Source organism: Edwardsiella sp. EA181011, assembly GCF_000800725.1.
Taxonomy (GTDB): Bacteria; Pseudomonadota; Gammaproteobacteria; order Enterobacterales; family Enterobacteriaceae; genus Edwardsiella; species Edwardsiella anguillarum.
Genome location: NZ_CP011364.1, coordinates 2,712,021 through 2,734,133 on the forward strand (window position 1 = coordinate 2,712,021; position 22,113 = coordinate 2,734,133).

Annotated in this window: 15 protein-coding genes and 3 pseudogenes; 11 read left to right on the forward strand and 7 right to left on the reverse strand. The window is 57.3% G+C overall.

From position 1 onward, the window contains the following. Positions 1 to 6: 6 nt before the first annotated feature. From QY76_RS19710 to dsrO, 3 genes and pseudogenes are all read right to left on the reverse strand, one after another. A pseudogene (locus QY76_RS19710) lies at positions 7 to 2,921 on the reverse strand (molybdopterin dinucleotide binding domain-containing protein); the annotation flags it as partial. A gap of 38 nt (positions 2,922 to 2,959) precedes the next feature. After that, on the reverse strand, positions 2,960 to 3,922 hold the full coding sequence (gene nrfD, locus QY76_RS11865) for an NrfD/PsrC family molybdoenzyme membrane anchor subunit (RefSeq protein WP_235439393.1): 963 nt from the start codon (positions 3,920 to 3,922) through the stop codon (positions 2,960 to 2,962). Continuing rightward, positions 3,919 to 4,569, reverse strand: a pseudogene (dsrO, locus tag QY76_RS11870) (sulfate reduction electron transfer complex DsrMKJOP subunit DsrO); the annotation flags it as partial. The pseudogene dsrO and the gene nrfD, both read right to left, overlap by 4 nt. Before the next feature lie 221 nt (positions 4,570 to 4,790). Between dsrO and QY76_RS11875 the strand changes: the two are divergent. The 6 genes and pseudogenes from QY76_RS11875 to QY76_RS11905 all read left to right on the forward strand — a co-directional run bounded on the left by QY76_RS11875 (position 4,791) and on the right by QY76_RS11905 (position 9,950). After that, positions 4,791 to 5,585 (forward strand): PhnD/SsuA/transferrin family substrate-binding protein, encoded by a 795-nt coding sequence (locus QY76_RS11875; RefSeq protein WP_045427637.1) that lies wholly within the window; start codon positions 4,791 to 4,793, stop codon positions 5,583 to 5,585. Between the two features lie 249 nt (positions 5,586 to 5,834). Continuing rightward, entirely contained in the window at positions 5,835 to 7,010 is a 1,176-nt protein-coding gene (locus QY76_RS11880; RefSeq protein ID WP_144418111.1) for a hypothetical protein, read from the forward strand. A gap of 121 nt (positions 7,011 to 7,131) precedes the next feature. Further along, positions 7,132 to 8,159 (forward strand): annotated as a pseudogene (locus QY76_RS19715) (transposase); the annotation flags it as partial. A 144-nt stretch (positions 8,160 to 8,303) separates the two neighbouring features. Then, on the forward strand, positions 8,304 to 8,582 hold the full coding sequence (locus tag QY76_RS11895) for a DUF134 domain-containing protein (protein WP_015461422.1): 279 nt from the start codon (positions 8,304 to 8,306) through the stop codon (positions 8,580 to 8,582). Positions 8,583 to 8,592: 10 nt separating this feature from the next. Beyond that, positions 8,593 to 9,069, forward strand: a complete 477-nt coding sequence (locus tag QY76_RS11900; protein ID WP_045427630.1) for a NifB/NifX family molybdenum-iron cluster-binding protein — start codon at positions 8,593 to 8,595, stop codon at positions 9,067 to 9,069. Between the two features lie 146 nt (positions 9,070 to 9,215). After that, positions 9,216 to 9,950, forward strand: coding sequence for a hypothetical protein (locus QY76_RS11905; RefSeq protein ID WP_045427627.1), 735 nt, complete (start codon positions 9,216 to 9,218; stop codon positions 9,948 to 9,950). Positions 9,951 to 9,977: 27 nt separating this feature from the next. Here the strand turns inward: QY76_RS11905 and QY76_RS11910 are convergent, their stop codons facing one another. The 4 genes from QY76_RS11910 to QY76_RS11925 form a co-directional block, all read right to left on the reverse strand. After that, a complete protein-coding gene (locus QY76_RS11910; protein WP_034165828.1) occupies positions 9,978 to 10,334 on the reverse strand; it encodes a YcgJ family protein in 357 nt (118 codons plus the stop codon). A 116-nt stretch (positions 10,335 to 10,450) separates the two neighbouring features. Continuing rightward, positions 10,451 to 10,750, reverse strand: a complete 300-nt coding sequence (locus QY76_RS18780) for a hypothetical protein (RefSeq protein WP_144418112.1) — start codon at positions 10,748 to 10,750, stop codon at positions 10,451 to 10,453. A 1,233-nt stretch (positions 10,751 to 11,983) separates the two neighbouring features. Further along, positions 11,984 to 15,148, reverse strand: a complete 3,165-nt coding sequence (locus tag QY76_RS11920) for an autotransporter outer membrane beta-barrel domain-containing protein (RefSeq protein WP_158409693.1) — start codon at positions 15,146 to 15,148, stop codon at positions 11,984 to 11,986. A 1,436-nt stretch (positions 15,149 to 16,584) separates the two neighbouring features. Beyond that, positions 16,585 to 18,459: a PhoX family phosphatase gene (locus QY76_RS11925; RefSeq protein WP_045427621.1), complete on the reverse strand. Its 1,875-nt coding sequence runs from the start codon at positions 18,457 to 18,459 to the stop codon at positions 16,585 to 16,587. A gap of 849 nt (positions 18,460 to 19,308) precedes the next feature. Here QY76_RS11925 and QY76_RS19365 point away from each other — a divergent pair. From QY76_RS19365 to QY76_RS19600, 5 genes are all read left to right on the forward strand, one after another. Beyond that, on the forward strand, positions 19,309 to 19,917 hold the full coding sequence (locus QY76_RS19365; protein WP_235439394.1) for a tyrosine-type recombinase/integrase: 609 nt from the start codon (positions 19,309 to 19,311) through the stop codon (positions 19,915 to 19,917). 20 nt (positions 19,918 to 19,937) lie between these two features. After that, entirely contained in the window at positions 19,938 to 20,141 is a 204-nt protein-coding gene (locus QY76_RS19370) for a tyrosine-type recombinase/integrase (protein WP_235439395.1), read from the forward strand. A 579-nt stretch (positions 20,142 to 20,720) separates the two neighbouring features. Further along, positions 20,721 to 21,044 (forward strand): NUDIX domain-containing protein, encoded by a 324-nt coding sequence (locus QY76_RS19375; protein WP_235439396.1) that lies wholly within the window; start codon positions 20,721 to 20,723, stop codon positions 21,042 to 21,044. A 575-nt stretch (positions 21,045 to 21,619) separates the two neighbouring features. After that, positions 21,620 to 21,811, forward strand: a complete 192-nt coding sequence (locus QY76_RS19595) for a hypothetical protein (RefSeq protein WP_371201633.1) — start codon at positions 21,620 to 21,622, stop codon at positions 21,809 to 21,811. Then, complete coding sequence (locus tag QY76_RS19600) at positions 21,790 to 21,993, forward strand: hypothetical protein (protein WP_071844168.1); 204 nt, start codon at positions 21,790 to 21,792, stop codon at positions 21,991 to 21,993. Before QY76_RS19595 ends, QY76_RS19600 begins: the two co-directional genes overlap by 22 nt. The last annotated feature ends 120 nt before the right edge of the window (positions 21,994 to 22,113 follow it).

Sequence of the window (22,113 nt, forward strand, 5' to 3'; positions counted from 1 at the left end):
CGCCTTAGCCCGCCGGATGCGGGCGGGCAGCCCCTGGCGGGCGGCCGAACCGACCACCCAGTCCAGCAGCAGTCCCGGGCTCTGGCGGGTCGGGTCAACCAGCCCCAGTTGGTTCAGGCTGACGCCCGCCAGCGTCACCGACGGCGCGGGCTGCGCCCGTCCGTCGATGATATGCGACCGGACGCCCAGCTCCCAGTGACCATAGCCGTGCTCCCAGTGACCATAGCCGTGCTCAACGGCGATGACGCCGGGCATCACGCTGTCCAAGATCATCGCCTGCGCCCGCAGTGTGCCGCCCGGCGTCGTCACCTCGACGGCGTCGCCGTTGCCGATCCCCATCCGCTCGGCGTCCGCCGGATGCAGGTAGATCGGGTTATCGCGCTTCACGGCGCACAGACGCGGCGACAGCGCAGACACGGCGCTGTGGATATTGGACTTGTAGCTGGTCAGCTCGAAGGGCCACGCCTCCAGCGGCCAGCGCTCGCGCAGCGGCGTACCGTCCGCTAGACGCGGCGCCATCCAGGTTGGGCAGCCGCAGTAGCGCTCGCCGGTCATGCTGTTGCGCGCCGCCGCCACCTGCGCATTCCACACGGCGAACGGACGGCGGTAGCGGTGAGCCATCATCTCCCCCTGATAACGGTGCGCGGCGTCCTCAAAACGACCGCCGCGCGCCAGTACGCTGGCCACCGCGCCCACCTCGGCCGCCGGCAGCGTCGTCTGCAGCCGCGGCAGCAGACGATCGACCCCGCTCAGCGCCACGTCCTGCGCCGTCGCGGGCGCCACCGGCGTCTCCAGCTGCGCCAGGTTGGCCGCGGCGCGCAGGTAGTACTGCTCTCCGCTGTCGATCGCCAGCCACTCCCCCTGCGCATTCTGCTGCGCCCGGGCGCCAAAGCCAGGCAGCGCCAGCCGCTTGGCCAGATCGATCAGGAAATTCTCCAGGCTGATCGGACGGCCGTCCGCCGTCCGCGCGCTCAGCGGCGTCACCGCCGGCCAGCGCACCGTCGCCGCCCGCATCGGCACTCCTTGCCAGACCCCGGCGATCCCCCAGCTCTCATAGGTGACCGTATCCGGCACCAGATAGTCGGCCAGCGCCGAGGTCTCGTTGATAAAGGCATCGACCGCCACGATCAGCGGCAGCTGTGCCGGGGAGCGCAGGCACGCCTCCAGCAGGGCACGCAGCCCCGGCACCCCGTACAGCGGGTTCGCCATGTGGCTAATCCACGCCTTCAGCCGGTAGGGATAGGGCGAGACACCCGCGGCGACCTTCTCACGGTACTCGCTACTCTGCTCATAGTGCGCCTTGCTGCGCGACAGCATCAGGCCGCGGGGCTTGACCTTGCCCGGAAAGCGCTCGAAGTCATAGCACGGCCCGCGGCCAAAGACGGGATAGGCCGGCGGCTTGGCCATCATTCCTCTCTTCAGATTAATATTCCCGATCAGCACATTCAGCATCAGGATGGCATAGGCGGTATAGAAACCGTTGGCATGCATGGTTCCGCCGTGGGTATCCACCGCCGCGCGGGTGCCGTGGGCGGTAAACTCCCGCGCCAGCGCAACGATATCCGCCTCGGGCACCCCGCAGATTTCGCTGTACTGCGCCAGGGTCAGCTTTTGCGCCTCATCGCGCAGGCAGCTCAACGCGCTTTTTACCCGCAGAGGGCCCTGTGCGCCGCGGCCAGCACCAGCGCCGGAGGATCCTGCGCCTCCACGAGGCCCCCCAGCAGATCCGAGCGGCGCAAAAACTGCCTCTCGCGCGGATGCCCAGGCTGACAAATCACCAGATGCGTCGCATTGCACCAGTGGGCCTGGCCGGCCTGCATCATGGCCGCCTCGCCCGGCTGGCTGAGGTAAGCGGCGTTATAGCGCTGCTGCGCCAGGATCCAGCGGATCACGGATCGGCAGCCAGCGGTTATTCTCCCCGGCCGCCAGGCTGGTGCTCACCGGCTGCGAGGGTGCCACCACCACGTAGCTGAACCCCGTCTGGGTTCGCGCGGCGGCCAACTGGCGTGCCTGGCGCTTAAAGGGGTTTCCCGACTGCGCCGGTGAGGTGCCGATATACAGCACAAACTCCACCGCCTCCAGATCCGGCTTCATGTGCGCGTTCTTGTCCAAGTCGTGCATCAACGCGCCGGAGCCGGCGCGAAACGAATAGTCGCAGTACGAACCGTGATGGCCAAAGTTGCGGGTGCCAAAGCTGTTCAAGGCGAAGCGTTTAATGATGTGGTCGCACCCCTCATCGCTGGCGTTGGTCACCAGCAGCTGGTTGGCCCGCGGCCCGAACTCCGGGTGCGCCGCATCCAGCGGCGTGGTCAGGTTTCGCAGCAAACGCAGCCCCTCCACCGCCCCTTCGCCGAACAGATCGCCGCCGTCGCAGATCTCCTGCAGCAGCTGCTCATAGCTGATGGTTTGCCAGCGTCCCTCGCCGCGTTTCCCCACCCGCTTCATCGGCTGCGTGATACGGTAAGGACTCTCGCGGATCTCCAACATGGCGTTACCGCGCGCGCAGGCGGTCGAACGGCCCGCCAGGGAGCGCCAGGCCTGCGCCAGGCCTGCGCCAGCGGCGTGACATAGGGGATCTGCTGCTGCTGGGAAAGCGGATGGTAGGGATTCCCACCGATGCGCAGGATCCGCTTGCTGTTATTATCGATACCCAGGCGCACCCCACACAGGGTCCAGCAGCCAAAGCACATCCCATTGGCCAGACGCTGCTGCGGATTGATCGTCAGTCGCCCTACGCCGTCGATACGCAGCTCCGGCTGCAGCGCGTTGCCAAACTGAGCGCTGCGCGTCGGCTCACCGGCGCTGCCCTGCGTCACCCCGCGCGCCGCATGGCGTACCGTCGAGGCATAGCCGGCGGCGAACACGGCGCCGCCGCCCGCGGCCAGCCCCAGCTTCAGTAAATGACGTCTGCGTTTATCCATTTTGTTGCTCCACCGCGTCAGCGCGCACCTCAATCAGTTCAGTCAGGATCGCCGCCAGGCAAACCCACAGTCCCACCATGGCCAGGATCCCCAGCCACCCCCTCGCTGCCGATCGCCAGCGTGTAAGGGTAAATCCCCGCGTCATAGCGGGGGACCCGCTGTACGTCGATCAGGGTCAACCAGCGCAGCGAGGCCGCTGCGCCGATGGCCAACAGGGCGACCGGCCAGCGCCGCGACGTCAGCCACTGCGACGCCGCGAGCGTCAGCAGCGCGGCGGGCCACGCCTGCGCGCGCATGAACGAGAGTCCCTCCGCCCCGACCCGCCCCGTGGGCCAGAATAGCCAGCAGGCCAGCAGCAGCAGGCGCCGATCGGTCGCCGTGACCGGCCGATCCAGCAGGCCGCGCACCAGCGCCCACAGCCCCACGCAGACCAACGGCGCGCTGCACAGCCACAGCCACGGCAGCCCCCACTGGTGCCACAGCGGACGCGCCGCTACGATCCCGACCTCGCTGCCGGTATACAGGGCGATGCTGGCGCCGGACAATACGGTCAGCAGGGCGCAGAGACGCACCAGCGCCGGCGGCGCAGACCAGCGCCCGGCGGCCAACAGGATCAGCAGGGGGCTCCAGCGCGTCCGCGCCGCCTCCTGCAGCGCGGGACGCAGGCAGAGCCACCCGGTCGCCACGCCCAGCAGGGAGAACAGCGGCAGCAGCAGCGCGCCGCGCGACATCCAGGAGCCGGGCGTCAGATAGGCAAAAAAGTGCCAGGCACGACCGGGCTGATGCAGATCGGCCGTCAGCGCCAGCGGCCCGACCACGCAGGAGATCAGCAGCACCAACGCCATCGCACGAATAAACGTGACACTGTAACTATCGCTGCGCCGCAGCGCCAGCCACAGCAGCAGCGCCGCGCCATAGGCGCTGCCGATATAAAAAAAGTACTGCACCGCCCACGGCAGCCAGGCAACCGGCTGCGGCGCCACCAGGATCGCTCTTATCATTGGTCAATCTCCTCCTCACCGTACAGCGCCGCCTGCCCGCTGACCTGGCTGACAAACGCGGCGTCGAGCCCCAGGTAGAACACCCGCGGCGCCGTATGCTGCTCCGGTTTCAGTACATAAACCGACGTCCGATGCTGCGCCAGCAGGCGGCTCAGGGTGCTGTCGGGATCGTGCATATCGCCGATGATGCGCGCCCCGCCGACGCAGGACTCGACGCAGGCGGGCAGCAGCCCTGCCTCCAGACGGTGGGCGCAGAAGGTGCATTTATCGGCGGTCAGCGTCTGCTGATTGATAAAACGGGCATCGTACGGGCAGGCCTGAACACAGTAGGCGCAGCCGACGCAGCGCCGGTTATCCACCATCACGATGCCATCGTCGCGCTGATAGGTCGCCTGCACCGGACAGACCGCGACGCAGGGCGGATTTTCACAGTGATTACACAGGCGCGGCAGCATGAACATCTGGCTGACGCCGTTTGCCGCGGCGCCGCTGACCTCATACTGCTTTACCGTGGTGCGAAACTGGCCGAGGGGCGGCAGGTTCTCCATGCAGCAGGCAACCGTGCAGTCCTGACAGCCGACGCACTTACGCAGGTCGATAATCATCGCCCAGCGCTTACCGCGCATCCCCTGTCGCGACGCCGGCGCCGCCGTTGTTGTTGTTTATCATCCGGCATCACACTCTCCCCGCGCAGCGCATCTGCCCCGAAATGTCACAGTTCCGCATATCTTCGCTCGCTTATCGATTGGCGTGATTTATTATGGGCGGCAGGGAACAGGCCTTCCTATTGTGGAAAACCACAATAGCGCTTGATTGCTGACCTATATCAAAATTAACCATCGACTGAATATCTGAGCCTGAACACCCGATGAACCCGCTGATGCGCTACGGCAGCCCATGGCTGGCCCTGCTTTTGCTGCTCCCCGCCCGGGCGGCGCCCACGCCGTCGCAGACGGTGACCATTGGCGTGCTGACCACCCGCGGAACCCAGATGGCCGAGCGTCAGTGGCAGCCGCTGGCCGACTGGCTCAGTCAACGGCTGCCCGCCTACCGTTTCCGTCTGCAGCCCTATGACATCAGCGCGCTGGACAGCGCCGTGCGTCAGCGGCGACTGGATTTCGTGATTACCAATCCTGGGCAGGCGGTCACGCTGGGACGGCACTCCCCGCTCTCCTGGCTGGCGACCCTGAAGAGCCCGCAGCGCCACGGCAATACCAACGTCATCGGATCTGCGCTGATCGTGCGCAGCGACAGCCGCCTGCGTCACCTGGCCGATCTGCGCGGCAAAAATATCAGCGCCGTCTCGCCCCAGGCCTTTGGCGGCTACCAGACGCTGCTCTACCGCCTGGCGCGCGAAGGCTATGACTACCGCCGCTTTTTCGCCCAGACCCGCTTTGCCGGCTTTCCGCTGGATGCGCTGATCTACCGCCTGCGCGACGGTGAAACCGACGCCGCGATCGTGCCGGTCTGCCAGCTGGAGCAGGTCACGCTGGCGCGCGATGAGTTTGAAGCCCTGCGGCTGGTCGATCGCGAGGGGCTACAACAGCAGCAGGCCGCCGCAGAGATGGGCGTCTCTCGCCAAACGCTGGTCAATATTCTAAACATAGCGCCCTTACAGGACGAGCCTCTCGGCTTCGCCGTTCCGATGCTTTGCATGTTCTAAGTCCTACTTTATACTCAGCACCATGTCTATCCCACACCCCACCAAACGGTTGGATTTTGTCACCCGATAAATCCGACGACAGCATAACCCTTTGTCCGCCTCTACGTTGAGCGATTGCCCGCATGGGCGTTCGTCGATACTAATGTTCCCCTCTTCATGGCGCTTTAAACCGCGAAACAAGTACATACTGTGATCGCTTTCGGAGTAAACTCACAGCTTTCTATTAATGACTATAAGGACCTATATTTAATGTTACCCATTAACTCATCTCACTCAGCATATTTTCCTTCAATTACCTTGCCCGATCAGTTACCTCAAGAAAAAATAGTCGCCTCAGATAAAAGGGCCTTCAAAGAAAACATGATGCGCGATATTGCGACACTCGAAATAAATGGCATAAATATTAATGAAAAACTAAACCAGCTACTGAATAGTGACACATTAATGAATATTGACCCGGCTAAGCTGACAAGTATGCAGGACATTGTCACTCCAGGTGAAGAGTATATTTTTGAGGATTTAATAACTGGAAATAAAACAATGGTGGATATTGCTCGGTGTATCATGCTAGCTGAAGAAATCACCACTCAAAAAGGAACCAAAAATATTAATTTTGAATGTAGTACAGTATCATCAGGAAATCTCACAACTTCCCTTCTCACCGCCGAAAATTATCAACAGGGCGAGCCTTTCCTACTGAGTTGCAAGACCAAACATTGCGACTTCCTGGGTGCTGCAGGAGGAAACTACCCGCTAGCAGAATACTTATCAAATGATGGAGTTTCTCTTAAAGTAAACGATAAACATAACAATTACATTGGGCATTTTAATATCTGGAAGCTAGATTCTGGCGATTTTTGCATCGGCACCGTTGCCATGAAAAATAATAGCGGAAACAGCGATTATAGTCCTAAAAACCTTAAACATCTTTTGTTAAATCAGGCGGTTAATCTGCTTGAAAATAATCAAACAGCACAAAGAGTATTAATTGGTATGGGAGGACATAATATGAAAAATATTTTTCCTGACAGCTTTAACCAAAACGGGAAGGGTTATGAGATTTTGGGACGATTACGTCATGCTGAAAACCACAGTTTCCTACAAAGAGACGTAGAAAAATTAGAGAAAATCACAAGTATGACAGTTTACAACAAGGAAATAAAAATTAACAATCAAGAAAATATTGGCATGCAAGGAGATCAAAGGAAAGATTTCAAAAACGCTCTTATTATCCTAGACAGAAAAAATGAAAAGGCCAGTGATGGTGATGGTATCGCACAGGCAAAGCGCATTCTTCAAAATTACGAAAAAAATAATAACATGAGCGACGATCAGAAGTGGTACCGCGAATTAAGAATGATGGAAACAATAGTTCAGAAGCAGGTTCGAGCTCAATTTTGGGCGACTCAGAAAAAATCAGATTAAATATATTATCTCGATGACTATTAATCTCAAGCGCATTTTTTTTGAGCTTCCTAAGAGCGTAACACGCCTGTGGAGCTTCGGGCATTTGCATGACCGAAGCTTCGCTTTATACTCCGCCCCCATGTACATCCCACGCCCCGCCAAACTCCTTTTCACCTTCGATAACGGTTGGAACCGCTACCTCGAAAAACACGGCGACAACGTCAGCCAGTGGACCCTACTCTCCGTTGAGCGCATGCTTGCTTGTGGCACCTGCGTCATGTGCGCTCGCCATTACTGCTGCGGCTCGCCGGACTGCACTCACTCCCGCTTCTTCTGCCAGAGCTGCAAGTCAAAAGCCTGCAGCTCATGCGGCATGCAAGCCACCGAGCAGTGGATTGCCGAACAGCAGCACATCCTGCCCGACTGCGACTGGCAGCACATCACCTTTACGATGCCCCCCGCACATTCACCTGTCCGTCACCTGCGGAGGGCTCGATATCAGGCATGACGTCTGGCGAGACCGAAGCATGCCGTGGAGAAAATCTGGCGTGGTTCATTCGCCTGCTGCGTCACAGCTATAATCTGATCAATCACGGCTTCCTGCCGGGGCTGGAGTATATGCGCGATAACAAGCAGCGGCAGCGATATCTGCAGGCGCAGTACGGACACAACTTGAAGGTCCACTTTGCGAAGAAGACCCAGGGAGCCTGGCACAGCGTCAAATACCTCAGCCGGTACCTGAAACGACCACCGGTGTCAGCAGCGAAGCTCAGGCACTACAGCGGCGGCGCGGAGGTGCATCACTATTACGACCATCGTACACAGCAGCACCGACAACAGACGCTGATGCAGGAAGATATGATCGGCGCTATATCAGTCATATCCCGGCAAAGCATTTTAAGATAGTGCGTTACTACGGTTTTTTATCCAACCGTGAACGGGGCGAACTGCTGCCGAAGGTGTATGAAGCCCTGGAGATTAGAAGCGCGGAAAAAACCGAAGCAGCCGAGATTCGCCGCTCTGACCCGACGACGCCTGGCGCGTCTGACACAGCGGGAGCGGCAGACCTTCGACCTGCTGTGTCAGGGATTAAAAAACCAGGCCGTCGCCGACCGTATGCACGTCTCTCTGCGCACGGTGGAGGTACACCGCGCCAACATCAGCCGGAAGCTGGAAACCGCCTCACTGATCGCCTTTATCTGTCAGCTGAACGCCGAACCGGCGGATGATATCTGTCCATCCGCCTCAAAATGAATATTGCATATGCTAATTACAGGGTGTATATATTGCATATGCCATTTAGGAGAACCTATGCCCAGACCCAAAATCCCGCGCCGGATCTGCAGCCATCCGCAGCACCGCTGTTTTAAACCCAACGGCATGCCGCTGCAGCAGCTGGAGCAGGTCACGCTGGCGCGCGATGAGTTTGAAGCCCTGCGGCTGGTCGATCGCGAGGGGCTACAACAGCAGCAGGCCGCCGCAGAGATGGGCGTCTCTCGCCAGACGCTGGCCAATATTCTCAAGCGGGCGCGTTTTAAGCTGCTGGACTGCCTCAGTAATGGCAAGGCACTGATGATTGATGAGCTGTAAGGAGAAAACGATGCTAACGGCCATTCCCATGCACGGTAACCGTATCGCGGGCCACCTGGCCCGAGCGCCTCAGGTGGCGATCTTTGACCAACGGGGCAGCGAAATCGCCCGCTATGATAATCCCGCCGCCGCCGAACACTGCGCCGGGAAGAAACAGCTGCTGGCCCTGCTGCGCCAGCAGCGGGTACAACGCCTGGTGGTGCGCAACGTCGGCCAGCATATGGCGCAGCGTCTGCTGGCAATGGGTCTGGAGATCCGCCTGGTCAAGGGGGGCGATCTCCAGAGCGCCTGCTGCCAGGATCCCTGCCCGCTACCGGCGCTCACCGATCCGGCGCAGGCCCGTCCGTCGCGCAAGGCGCACGATGGCGCACACGGCTGCGGCGGCGGATGCCACGGGCACAGCGCGACGCCGGCGGCGCCCTCGCTGCTGCAGCCGCGTCACAGCCAGAACGGCGCGCCGCACATCGTGCGCTGCCAGCGTATCTAGCGCCTCACCGCCGGACGCGTCTGCGCCCGGCGGCCCCATGCGGATCTGGCTGCGACAAAAAGTAATTAAATTTGCGCAAGATCACTTTTATCGCGGCCTTACTATAATTAGCCATGCCGTTTCCCCACGATATTCCGAGGCCGATCATGAAACATCACGCACTGTTTGCACTTTGTCTGCTGGGCTGCAGTACCTTCGCGCCGACGTATGCCGTATACGCCGCGGATGCCAGTGGCATCACCCAGCACGCGGTGCAGTTCCCCAAAGGCGGATCCGAGGCGACGATAAAAAGCCGTATTAAAGGCGAAAACGTCCTGGATTACACGCTCATTGCCGCAAAGGGACAGCATATCAGCATCACGCTTAACGGCGCTTCGACGACCTACTTCAACCTGATGGCGCCCGGCAGCACAGGCGAGGCCCTCTTTAACGGCGCGCAGGATGGCGATAGCTATCAGGGCATACTGCCGGCGAAGGGACGCTACACCGTACGGATCTACCAGATGGGCGCTGCCAAGCAATCCAGCGCAGCGCACCCCTTTACCCTGAAGGTCGGTATTACGGGCACCGCGGCACCGCAGACAGAAAAGGCGAGCGCGGCCAGCGGTAAGCTGCCCTGCGCACAGCAGAGCGGCCAGCCGATGGGACAATGCCCCTTTAGCGTCACCCGCACCGCTCCGGGGGAGGCCACCGTCACCATCACCATGCCGGATCATCGGCAGCGCACCCTGTTTTTCGCCCACGGCAAACCGTTAACGGCCGACCTGAGCCAAGCCGATGGCGACATGACCTTTACTTGGCATCGAGAGAGCGATCTGTTCCTGATCCGCGCGGGTCATGAGCGCTATGAGATCCCCGAGGCCATCATCAGCGGTGGGTAACGGGCCGTCGGGCCACCCTGCATAAACTCAGCGGGGAAACAGCAGCGCCGTATATTTTACTGAGACGGCGCCGCTGTGCTTACCGTCGGGGCCATAGTAGCGATCCGCCCGGCACAGGCGCTCGCGGGTATCGCAGAAGATCCCGTTGGCAAAGGTAAACTGGGTCAGGTCGAAATCCCCCTGCGCGAAGAGCCCCTGCGCCACCGCACGCCCCAGATATTGCTCCGTTAGCGTGCGGGAAATCCCCTGACTGTCCGCGCAGAGGTAGCGATCGCACAGCACGCCGACCCGCGGCGATCGCAGCGCCTCCGGGGACGCGGCATAGGCCGCCGCCGGCAACGCCAGCAGCAGCGCGGTAGAAAACCATCGACAGACGCGTCTCATCTCATCCTCCTCACCTTATCAAACGGCGCCCGGCGCTGAGGTAGCCGGTGCGACACCGGCCGCCCGGCGGCCCGGCCTAAAAATGATAGTCGATACCGGCGTTAACCCCCTTCACACTACGGCGCGGCCCCTGCACGCGGGTTTGCGCCCCCCTCATAGCCGAGGTTCGCCGTAACGTGCACGCTCAGGCCGACCAGTACACCGCCACCGCCGGCCAACACATTGAGCATATCGGCATAGTGAATCGGCGCCGCTCCTTCGCAGCTGACGTAGTCCCACGCCATGTGACGCGGGGAGATTCCCGCCGCAACATACCGGCTGACGACCTCATTCAGCCGCCAGGCCGGCCCTATCAGCAGGGAATTATAGCGCGCCCTCACGCGATCCTGCGAGGAGATCCCCCGCCCGTCAGCCATCGCATCCATATCCTTTTGCAATATGCACCGCGCAGCACAGAGTCCCGCGCATCGCGATACTGCAGATTCACGCCGGGCATATTCTTAACACCTTGTCCTTACTCCGCGCATGGCCGGGCGACAGCGTGCTGCGCCCAGCCTGCGCCGCCGGCTGGGGAAATCCCCCTCCGCCAAAGCAGTCCGGGCAGATCACCGCCATAATAGAGCCCTTTCCCTATCGCTCAGGGATATCACCCAGAAGTATCAACCGCTGTGAATATGACATCATACCGGCGAAAATCACGTCTCACCGCGACACGCCCTCGTTATCCGCTGGCGTCACAGCACAAGGTGGGCGGCTAACGTTTAACCGCGGAGCAAAAGATGAAACGGAAATAGAGCGTGATAAGCCGTAAAACGTCGCCCTTCTCCCCCATCGTTTCAACTACGAATACAACGCTATACTGTCTCTCTTTTCTCGTTGCCACGTTTCCTGAATGATTAAAAAACGTCATAATTGCCATTAACATCGCCGGAGTACCTACTCGCGAGGGCCGAGTGAACGAGGATTTAGCGTATTCGAAAAAAGATCGGTAAATAACCAAACAAGGTACAGATAAGCTCTAAAAATATAATCACACCCATGCCAAGCATCGAATAAAAGCCATGCGAGCGCCGCAATGCGATAGATATCCAACATCAGCGCATTGCGTTCATCAATGACAGCATACAGCATCCCGGTGCGTGTTTTTTATCTTCAACGGGCAGCTCAGCGCAGATAAGAAACATTATTGATCATATGTCATCAATAATGTTTTTAACTGTTATAAAAGCGCCTCATGTTTTATGGCCGCGCCCCACCAGATACGGTTAAATGCAGGCGCTACGGCGACAATAACCCATGATGCACGATGTCGCTTAGGTCAGTGGCGCCACAGTAAAGAGAGCGACAAATTTAACAATTCGCTCGGTGCTAAAGAGACCGAGGAGCCGCACAAAACGCGGCATATCTCAGGATGATAGCCATAGAAAAAGTCACCCATGACAATATACCAGGCATCAGCCTCACGTTAGGCCGCATGGAGCTGGTCAATAACGCTGGCTATTTGCCATATCATGCTCACCCCGACTACGCGCCATAGGCGTTACAGCGTAACTGTCTATGCCTATACACGCCGCTGACCGACGATGTAGATCCCGGGTAAGGCGCTCTCCTCGCCCCTGCACTACGCGGCACTACGCGGCAATAAACGACTAAAAACGCAGCGTCCCGTTCACATACCCAATATGATCGGTCATGTTGTTGCCATATTCGCCACGATAGTTAATGCCCATATCGAAACGCGCATTAAGCGCACTACTGATACCCACATCGACCACGCCGCGGGTACGGTCACGGGGCAAGGTCGCCGAAAAGCGCTGACCATTAAATGTCATGGTAGTGTTGATATCCGCACCGCCGATGGCATGTTTGACACCGCCCATGAGCGTCGGCTGATACACGATCCCCCCGATATCCAGCTGACCACGCCAGCGTACTCCGGCGCTGGCATACCAAAACTGATCGTACTGAGTCGCATAGGCATGGTTCAAATCGGCACTGCGATCGTAATTGACCGCCAAGGATGGTCGATATGTCCATAGCGTCGCCACCCCCAACTCGGGCGTGATCGTATTGTGCCGAGCCACACGGTAGTCATAGCCCGCGTACAACGCGCCATATAGCCCCAGGTTGGTCGCCGATGCGCTAGCCCGGCTACCGTCAAACGCCGAGAAGTGATTCTGGTCATGGGACAGAATGCCGCTGATCTGGCTACGCAGATACGCCGCCTCATCGAGGTTATAGCGCCCTTGAACCCCCATAACCGCTGATACCGCGCGGGTGCGCAGCGTATTGCTTTGCGCTTTGAGCCAAGCATGCTCTATACCGCCATGCCACCCCAGGGTAGCATCTGGGGAGAGAGAGTAGTCGGCATAGGCTACCGTACCGACGCTATCGGTATCAGCCGCCCCGACGCCCCGACGCTGCAGATGACCATAGTAGACCTTCATCTGCACCTCGTTCTCCCCGTTCCCCATGCGATGCGAACCGTCCAGCAGAATATGGCCGATACGCTCAACTTGGTTCTCCATGCTGTCGATCACGCCAGCCCCCAGGGCAGAATCATCACTCTTGCCCGCATCTACATCCAGCGATACCCACTGATTATCCCACGTACGGCTGCCAGCCGGATCGCGATAACCATAGTGGGCCACCAGCATCGGTAGCGGTGTGCTGACGCTGCCAATCTTGCCCGATACTTGAGCACCATTGCCATAGTTATAGACCATTTCACTGAGATTAAAGCGCTTATTATCGGCATATCCCTGGGTACTGTCCCCTGGGCGCAGGATCAGATGGCTGCCGTTACCCACCTCATCGCCGAAGTGCAGCCTCGCCCCCTCGGCCACCGCGAAGAGACTCTGTTGACCCGACGAGCGATCCTGCAACGCCACGCTCCAGGTAGCTACCCGCGCCGTCCCACCGCTACCCGAGCTAACCGTCCCCCCATTGCCCTGCTCGCCGCTGACATAGAGCGCATGCGCCGTCGCTCCCGTTACCGTTATCGTACCGGTATTATGAATGATCGCCTGCTGGTCGGCGTCCTGCAGCCGCACATACATGCCATAGGCGCGCCCGCTGTCACCGCCAGCATTGACTGCGATCTCCCCCGCGTTATCCAACCTGACAGCCGGATTCTCCACTCCGTGCTGAGCGCGAAGGTTGACATACAGCGCCGCCAGCGTCTCCCCCGCTATCGTTATATCCAGTGTTCCCTGATTTACCAGCGATAGGCCATGGGTACTGCTGTATAGCGCACACTGGATCGTGGCGCACCGCACCGCGCCTTTACTTTCTGCCCAGCCGTTGTATTGCCATGCACGATCGAGATACAGGTGCTGATTGACATAGCTGGCGTACCCTTCTAGCGTCGCCTGATAGTCGCCTGCTCTCTGTCCATCCTGATCGCCCCCAGAGGAGACGCGCTCAATGCGACCGACGGCGTATCCCCCCTTGATGGCGATCAACTCGCTGACAGCAATGTCGCTGTGACCACTATCGCCTTCACTGCCGGTACGCAGGATCAGGTGACTCCCTATGCCCTGCGCGTCCCCCAAATTCAGGGTTGCGCCATTCGCCACGGCAAATACCCGCTGATCCGCGCTGGCCGCACGGTTAAGCGCCAGGTTCCACTCGGAGACATACGCCGTACCGCTGACATCGCCTGCCTCCATCCGCGTCACAAATAGCTGGTGCGCCGTCTGTCCCCGCGTATCAATAATCCCCTTATTGCTTACGTTCAGCACGCTGGCAATGCCAACGGCGGCCCCCTTCTTCGGGGTATCCAGCAGCGCATAGATCCCATAGGCGATACCACTCTCGCCCGCATCGACGATCATCCGCCCCGCTTCACCATTCAGCGCCTGCCCCATAATGGGCTGATCGCCTCCCCATCCCGTTCCTACGGTGAGGCCCGAAGCATAGCCGTCGCTACCGCGGCTACGCACATCTAAAAGACCGTGATTTTGCAGATCAAAGCTGACGCCTCGCCCTTCGGCAGAGTCCACCGCGCTATACATACCGTGCGCGGCGCCGCTGTTCGCCGTCGCCTCGACGAAAATACTGCCATAGTTATAGCTACGCAGCGTGCTCTGCTCGGAGCCTGCCGTATCGCTGCGTATTCCCATAGCGGCGTTGACGCCACCCGGGAAGTAGAAGGGAACCAGCGCTTGCCCCGATGAGCTGACCCGAATTATCCCCGCGTTGATCACCGTACCCTCCAACGGTTCGCGACGGCTGAACTGGCGTATCCCCCAAGCCTGTCCGCCGCCCGTATGGCTGACGTCGATCGTACCGCCGTTATACAGCATGCTGGTATCGACTCCCGTGGCACGGCCACTGCTTTGAGCCTGTACCTGCATCCCGATCACGGCGATCGCATTACCGCGGCGACTATCTATGCTGGCTTCAATACTTCCAGCATTATTCATACAAATGCTGTGCCCACCGCCATCGTTAGTGAATACGGACATGCCTGCCGAATGATCCCCTTGCGATGCGATCTGCGCGGTGTCATACACGATGATTTTTCCATCGTTTTGCATGGCGATGTTATTATTAGCACCACTCCCTGTATCGACATACATCCCATACGCGCGTACCCGTGTATTCGCCCCGGCGCCGCCGGTAGTGACATGCAGCTCCCCGCCTGCCACATTCCCTAGATAGAAACTCTGCCCCGACGGCGCATTCTCTAACCCCAACCCCACCAGCGTGGTGTAAATGGGGCGGAACACGCCCGTCGCAGTATCCTGGCCCAGCCCCATAATCTGGTCGATATCGCTCTGGTCATAGGCGACCTGCCGCTCATTAATCACACACGCCACCGCCTGCACACAGGAGGCCGGCGCCGGGGGAAGCGGATAGGGTACAGCGGTAAAACCGGTTGCCGGCGGCAATATCCCCAAAGCGCTCAGGATTGCGCAGGTTAACACGCTGCGCGTAGCACGTACCGGTCGCGTTGCCGCTGATGGAATGTCTTGGGTTGTTTTTTTCCGGTGACGTAATGCCATGATTTTCCCTCATTACGAACAAAATCACTTATCTCACAAATTAAAGCAGGCGATAAACCTCATCGTGCGATGGTATTTATGTGACGAGTGATATTGGCGATAACCTAAAATGACTAAACAGAATTAACACAGAAAGGCGAGGCGCCTCCCGTCACGGCAGATCATCTTGGAGATGATTAATAATATTTATCAAGAGGCTGCTCTACAGCCCTGATACGATAGGAGCATCGCGACATAATACAATGGCTCACGCTATACATTATTAAAACCTTCAACCCAAAAATCAAATTATTTTCACACTTCCAGCAAAGAAAACCATTAAATCCATGTTGTTAAATACGAATAACACCAGATAAAAATATCATGCATCTTTTGCTTTTTTTTGCACAATATGCACAGTCAGAAAAATAAAATAAAGTATAATTCGGCAGGCTCATTATTTTACCACGTTAAACTAGACCGACTCGATGACGCCAGGAGATCTGAGCCTATCGCGACCATTGAATTACTTATTGGAGTGATGATACACAGAGTTAATTTGGAATGAGTAAATATAATAAAGTGCGAGCATTATACTAAATAACGGATGGCAGACCCACCGTCAGCGGAAAATGATCTACCCCCTCCCCAGCATCGACCCAACACGCCGCCCACATATCAAGCGTCAGCCTCAGCAAAACGCGGTAGGCGCAAGCATCGACCTCTCGCCTAGTCCCGTAGCGGACTCTGTCGTTCACGCTGAAACTGGCAAAACGGCGCAGATAGGCTACGATTAAAGAGCAAGGCATTCAATGCCTGCATAATGCCAACTTTTAGCGCACGGCTCTCCATAAGAGCCATTCCCCTAGACCTGACACAGGAATCGTGCCAGGTCTTTTTTTATGATAATAAAATCAAGCCATTACAAATATATTTCACATGAATGTATAACGTTTTCCGTGTCGTTATGCTTCAAAACAGCCTGACTAAACCCATAATTATACGCAGTCTAATGAAAAGCAAACCACCAGCGTCACTATTCCGCTTTATATGCCTGTTCCGCCCGCACATATCCAGCCTGCAGACGGCCTGAAAGGCATCGTGCGCAAAGGGTAACAGGCTATCTTCCCGCAGAAAATGGGTTAAAGCGTAGAATATTAGACGCAGCTATTTAGAATCTCAAACGCCCCTTCGCCAACCAAAAATCCCAGGAACCCTGCGGGTGCCTGGGATAACAGGGTCTACGGGAGATACAACGAATATCAAGCCCCGATCACGCCGCCATCGTCACGGGTGATCATCATGACGGTGGAGCGAGGTATGCTGTTGCCACCATTGGGGAAGTGGGATGGAGCGCCGTCTTCGCCGGGATGCTGTACCCCAACAAACATGGTTTTATAATCGGGAGAAAAGGTTAACCCGGTCATCTCGCAGGCGACGGGGCCGGTCAGGAAGCGTTTGACCTCCCCGCTCATCGGATCGCCGCACAGCATTTGGTTATTGCCCTGTCCGGCAAAGTCCCCTTGGTTGGAGTAGTTGCCATCAGTTTGGATCCACAGGCGACCCGCTTTATCGAACCCAATGCCGTCAGGGCTGTTAAACATATTTTCGGCAGAGATATTGTGGCTGCCGGCATAGGGAGTGCCCGGATGCACCGTTGGGTTTCCGGCGAGCAGATAGAGATCCCAGGCGAACAGTTCACTGGTGTGATCGCCGTCGGCAGGCATCCAGCGGACTATCTGCCCATAATGGTTGGTGGCACGTGGGTTGGGGCCGCCGACGGGTTGCCCTGCTTTACCGCGGTTTTTGTTGTTTGTCAGGGTGCAGAATACGTGTTGGTTGTTGGGGTGTATGGCGACCCACTCTGGGCGATCCATGGTTGTCGCACCGACCTGTGTGGCAGCGCGGCGGGCAAAGATCAGGACTTCACCTTGGTCGTGAAAACCGTTTTCCGGGGTCAGGCCATTCTGGCCGAAGGTGAGTGCAATCCAGCGGCCGGTGCCTTTGAGTTCGTTTTCATCCATGTCGAATTGGGCGACATATAACGTGCCATTGTCCAGCAGGCTGCGGTTGGCGGCGTCGTTGCCCGGTTGGTAGCGCTCGTGTGATACAAATCTGTATAGGTGCTCGCCGCGTTCGTCATCGCCAAGGTATATCACGACACGGCCGTCTTTATTGAGGGTTAGCGCAGCGTTTTCATGTTTAAAGCGGCCCAGAGCGGTGCGCTTTTGCGGCACTGATTGCGGATTGTGAGGATCGATTTCCACAACCCAGCCAAAGCGATTGGGCTCCTGCGGGTTTTGGGTAACATCAAAGCGAGCATCATGTTGATGCCACAGATAAATGCTGGGGACGGCGGCGATTCCGTAGCGGGTATGGTCGGCGGTAACATTACCCTGCCTATCGGAACCGAAGAAGTCATTGAAGTTTTCTTCGCACGTCAGGTAGGTCCCCCACGGGGTTTGACCGTTGGCGCAGTTATTACATGTTCCTAGCACATAAAGCCCGGTGGGGTCATCCTGAGTTTTAAGTAAATCGTGCCCCGCCGCCGGGCCGGTCATGATCATTTTGGTATATGCCGTGATACGGCGATTACGCAAACCCTCACGATCTATGGCCCACTGGCCGTTTTTGCGTACGATTTCAACCGTGGTTACCCCAACCGCCGCCTGGGCCTTGCGCACATCTTCTGCGCTCATCGCTTTACCCTGATGTTCGAAGAGATATTCGTAGTTGGTGTATTCATTATTAATGGCCAGAACGGCGCGATCATCGCCGATGGGGAAGAAACTCATCCCATCGGTATTGTCACCAAACTGGCGCTCTTGTGCTGTGGCATCCTGAGCTCCCGGCTGAGAGAACTCCGGTGCATCCGCAAAAATAGGATCGCCCCATGAGATCAGCGGCGTGGCGCGGTAGCCGGGCGGGACAATGATGCTGTCTGCGACAGAGGCGGTAATGGAAGTAAAGTTCAAGAGAGAGGATTGCGTAAGCGCCGCAACGGCGTTAGCGACAGGGTTTAGGGCTAAAAAAGCACCGGCGCTGGCGGCGGCGCTGCTCGCCAAAAAATGGCGGCGTGAAAGCCGGGCGGTAATCATTTCACTAAATTGAGAGTCTTGCTGGTCATCTTTACACATTGACATGCTCCTTTACTGTTTTCATCGCCTTCCTGCGCAACTGCCAGGGAATATAAATGTTACGCAAGGATAGCCTGTTCAGATGACAGTAAAATGAATTTTATATTGCTATACATTCATCCTATCTATTGATTCACTAATAACTAATAAGATCAGAAGAATAAACCCAACTAATTATGCTAAGCTAATCTGTATATTTGCTCTTTTCCACAGCGGTTTTTATTAATTTAATAGATATACAGCGTTGTTGAATAAATCGAACTTTTACTGAATATGACGTGGAAAGACCAGCCGACTTCCGCTAACCGTATCGCACTTCTCAGCTTTGGCGCCGATATAGACCACTGCAACTTGCTCAGACATGTTCACGCCTAAAAGAGAAAGGCCCCGCAGGGCCCGTTGACTTAATAGCCGATCACGCTATAGCGCACCAGCACACTCAGCCTTCCGCTCACCGCCCCGCTCGCGACATTCAACACCAGCGACCCACCCTGCTCACGTGTGGTCAATGGCGCCACGGGATAAACGCCCGATACCCTCTCCGTTAGGGGCAGACTCAATAGCTCAATATCGAGTAAGGAGGGAGACTGGATAGCGAACGTCAGCGTTTTCTCTGCGCTGAGTTCGCTGCCGCAGATCTACAGCGCATTAATACGCATACCCGGCGGGAGCTCAAACAGTCGGATCTGGTCGTCTTTCACCAGATTATCCAACGTCACCGCACTCTCGGAAATCCGCATCGCCAGGCGCAAGAGGCCAACCAGTATATCGCCATCCAGCGACCGATAGAGGAAGCGTGCCCCTGCGTCAGCCAATGGATGGAGGAGTATCTGCGGATCCTCGGCTACCGTGGCCCTGCGCGCCAGGCGCTCACAGATCAAGGCCGTACAAACGGTGATCGGACAGAAGAGTATCGCTCAGATCACCACCCGCGACATCGCCTCGCTGCTACACCACTATGTGCTGATCGGCCAGCTTTCCGCCGCGGGTCTGATGCGCTCCTTTCTCAACGCCCTGTTTCGCGAGGCCATCGCCGCGGGCCTCATCGACTACAACCCGGTGACACAGACCCGTACGCCGCCGATCCGGGTCAAGCGCCGCCGTCTGACGGAGACGATGCTGCTGGCCGTTTACGCGCAGGCGCTCCAGCTGGAGCCGCATAAGCCATGGTTACCGCGCAGCATTGAACTGGCGCTGCTCACCGGGCAGCGGCGGGAAGATCTCTGCACGCTCCGCTGGCAGGATGTCCGGGAGGATAAGCTATGGGTGATCCAGCGCAAGACCGGCGCCAGGCTGGCGATGACCCTCGATCTCCATCTGCAGCTGGGTGACTACCCGCTGCGGCTGCGCGAGGTACTGGCGCGCTGCCGGATACCGGGGCCGAGCGACTACCTGCTCAACTCCCAGCGCCCGCGCCTCAATAGGAGGCCGGGGGATCTCTGGTGCCCGATACCCTGACTAAAGGTTTCTCCCGGCTTATGGATAAGTGCGGACTGGTTCAAGAGATCTCCCCACCCTCTTTTCATGAGATCCGTAGCCTTTCCTCACGGATGTACCAGGCGCAGTATGGAACGGAATTCTGCCAGCGGCTGCTGGGGCATAAAAACCGGCATATGACCGAGAAATACCTCGATCTGAGGGAGGCACTCTGGCAGATGATAGAGCTCCCCAAAAACCGGTGATCGGGAGCCAGAATTGGCGGGAGACGCTTTAATGACTGACACAGGAATCGTGCCAGGTCTTTTTTTATTATAATAAAATCAATTTATTACAAATATATTTCACATGAATGTATAACATTTTCCGTGTCGTTATGCTTCAAAACATCCCGTTCAAACCAATAATTATACGCAGTCTAATGAAAAGCAAACCACCAGCGTCACTATTCCGCTTTATATGCCTGTGCCGCCCGCACATATCCAGCCTGCAGACGGCCTGAAAGGCACCGCGCGCAAAGGGTAACAGGCTATCTTCCCGCAAAAATGGTGCTATTCGCCCTCTTGTTATCCCCGGGACGTAGAGCTTCAGATATAAAAACCCGGCATTTTCCAGGAGCGACTATTCAGGAAAATGGCTAGCCATTACCCCATGAGGTTCATGGTCAGCGTTACAGAGCTATCTCTACTCACGGTAAAAATTTTCTTGGTGCCTAATCGTCCAAATTCCCCAGGGACAAGCCACCTAAATACGACAATCTAGTGCTCAGAATCGGGATTAATTGATAATATGAATTCTCGGACTCATACAGGAGCAGAGGAAACATGTCAGACACCGTTCGACGCGGCGAACGCTTCGTGACCAGGCATGCCGTCAGAGTTATCCTTATCGACAGTAATCAATCCGTGTTGCTGCTCAGCACCAAGGATGCCAGCAACCCAGACTTTATCGAATCATGGGAGGTACCCGGTGGCGGCGCGAATCCCAATGAAAGCATCCATGAAACCGCTATCAGAGAAATCCTCGAAGAAACAGGAATCAAGCTCACCTCTGATGATCTGAGCAATCCCCTCTGGAAACGTGATGTTCTCTACTCCTACCGGGGGAGCGCCGCCTACAGCATGAGACCATTTGTATTGCACACATAAATAAGAGCTCGCCGCGGCTCAACCTGTCTGGACGAGAACCCTTTGAAACAGAAGACCACCAGCGATATAAATGGTGGAGCGTTAAAGAGCTGCAAAATACCCGCGCTACCCTGTACCCAAAATCGCTTGGTACCCACATTACTGCGCTCATCAATCAAAAAACGGTGGAGGAGCCAATAGAGATATGGGACTAGATATTTCTGGCGTTATATTTTAAAAGAGGTTGTCAGGGCTCTGTAGACGGGAGGATGTCATCGTCGATGAAAACAGTGTTCATCTTGGATGCGCTGGTGCAGGCGCGCTGGATCCGTCGCCCCTCAGGCACCATTGGGTCACCTCCACTCCGGCGTATTCCAGGCTGGGATTATACCGCTCAGCGTCACCGCTCGAAAAAACCAGTATTGTCGCGCGTGACGAATCCCCCAAGGCAGACACTTCCGCAGAAGGGCTCGTCGCACTGCGCCGGCTTTTGATAAAACAGGCACCATCACCACAGGGAATGCCGCGAATCTACGATAGCGCGACGGCGCCAGCGGTGATGGAAGAGACTGTCGCTGGCGGTAGGATTAAAACCGCTGGCGTGGATTAGACGCTATGCCAACGCCGACACCACACCAGCATTCATGGGAATGGGCCCCGTGCCGATCACGAAAAAGGTGCTGCAGCGCAATAGGCCACCGTTTTCCGATATCGATCCGATTGAAGCCCATGAAACCCATGAAGCCTTCTCTTCTCCGCACGATTCTTGGCCGTCGGTAAAACACTGAGGGTTGATCCGCAGCAGGTAAACGCTAACGGTGGCGCAATCGCGCTGGGTCACCCATTAGCGCCAGCGGAGCATGAGTTTGGGGGACACGAGTTTATGCACGGCCCGCAGGAGACCAGACGCTGGGGCGGACAGAGAAGGGCCTCCGCTATGAGCATGGGTCCCCTCCTATCTGACAAATAAGCGAAATAGCGCAGCCCGTATTCACCCCATTCATGCTTATCTACACGTCTATAACAGCACGCTACAACAACATACGCGCCAAGGCGCTGGCAATATATCTATGCTGGAGCAGGAGCGGCA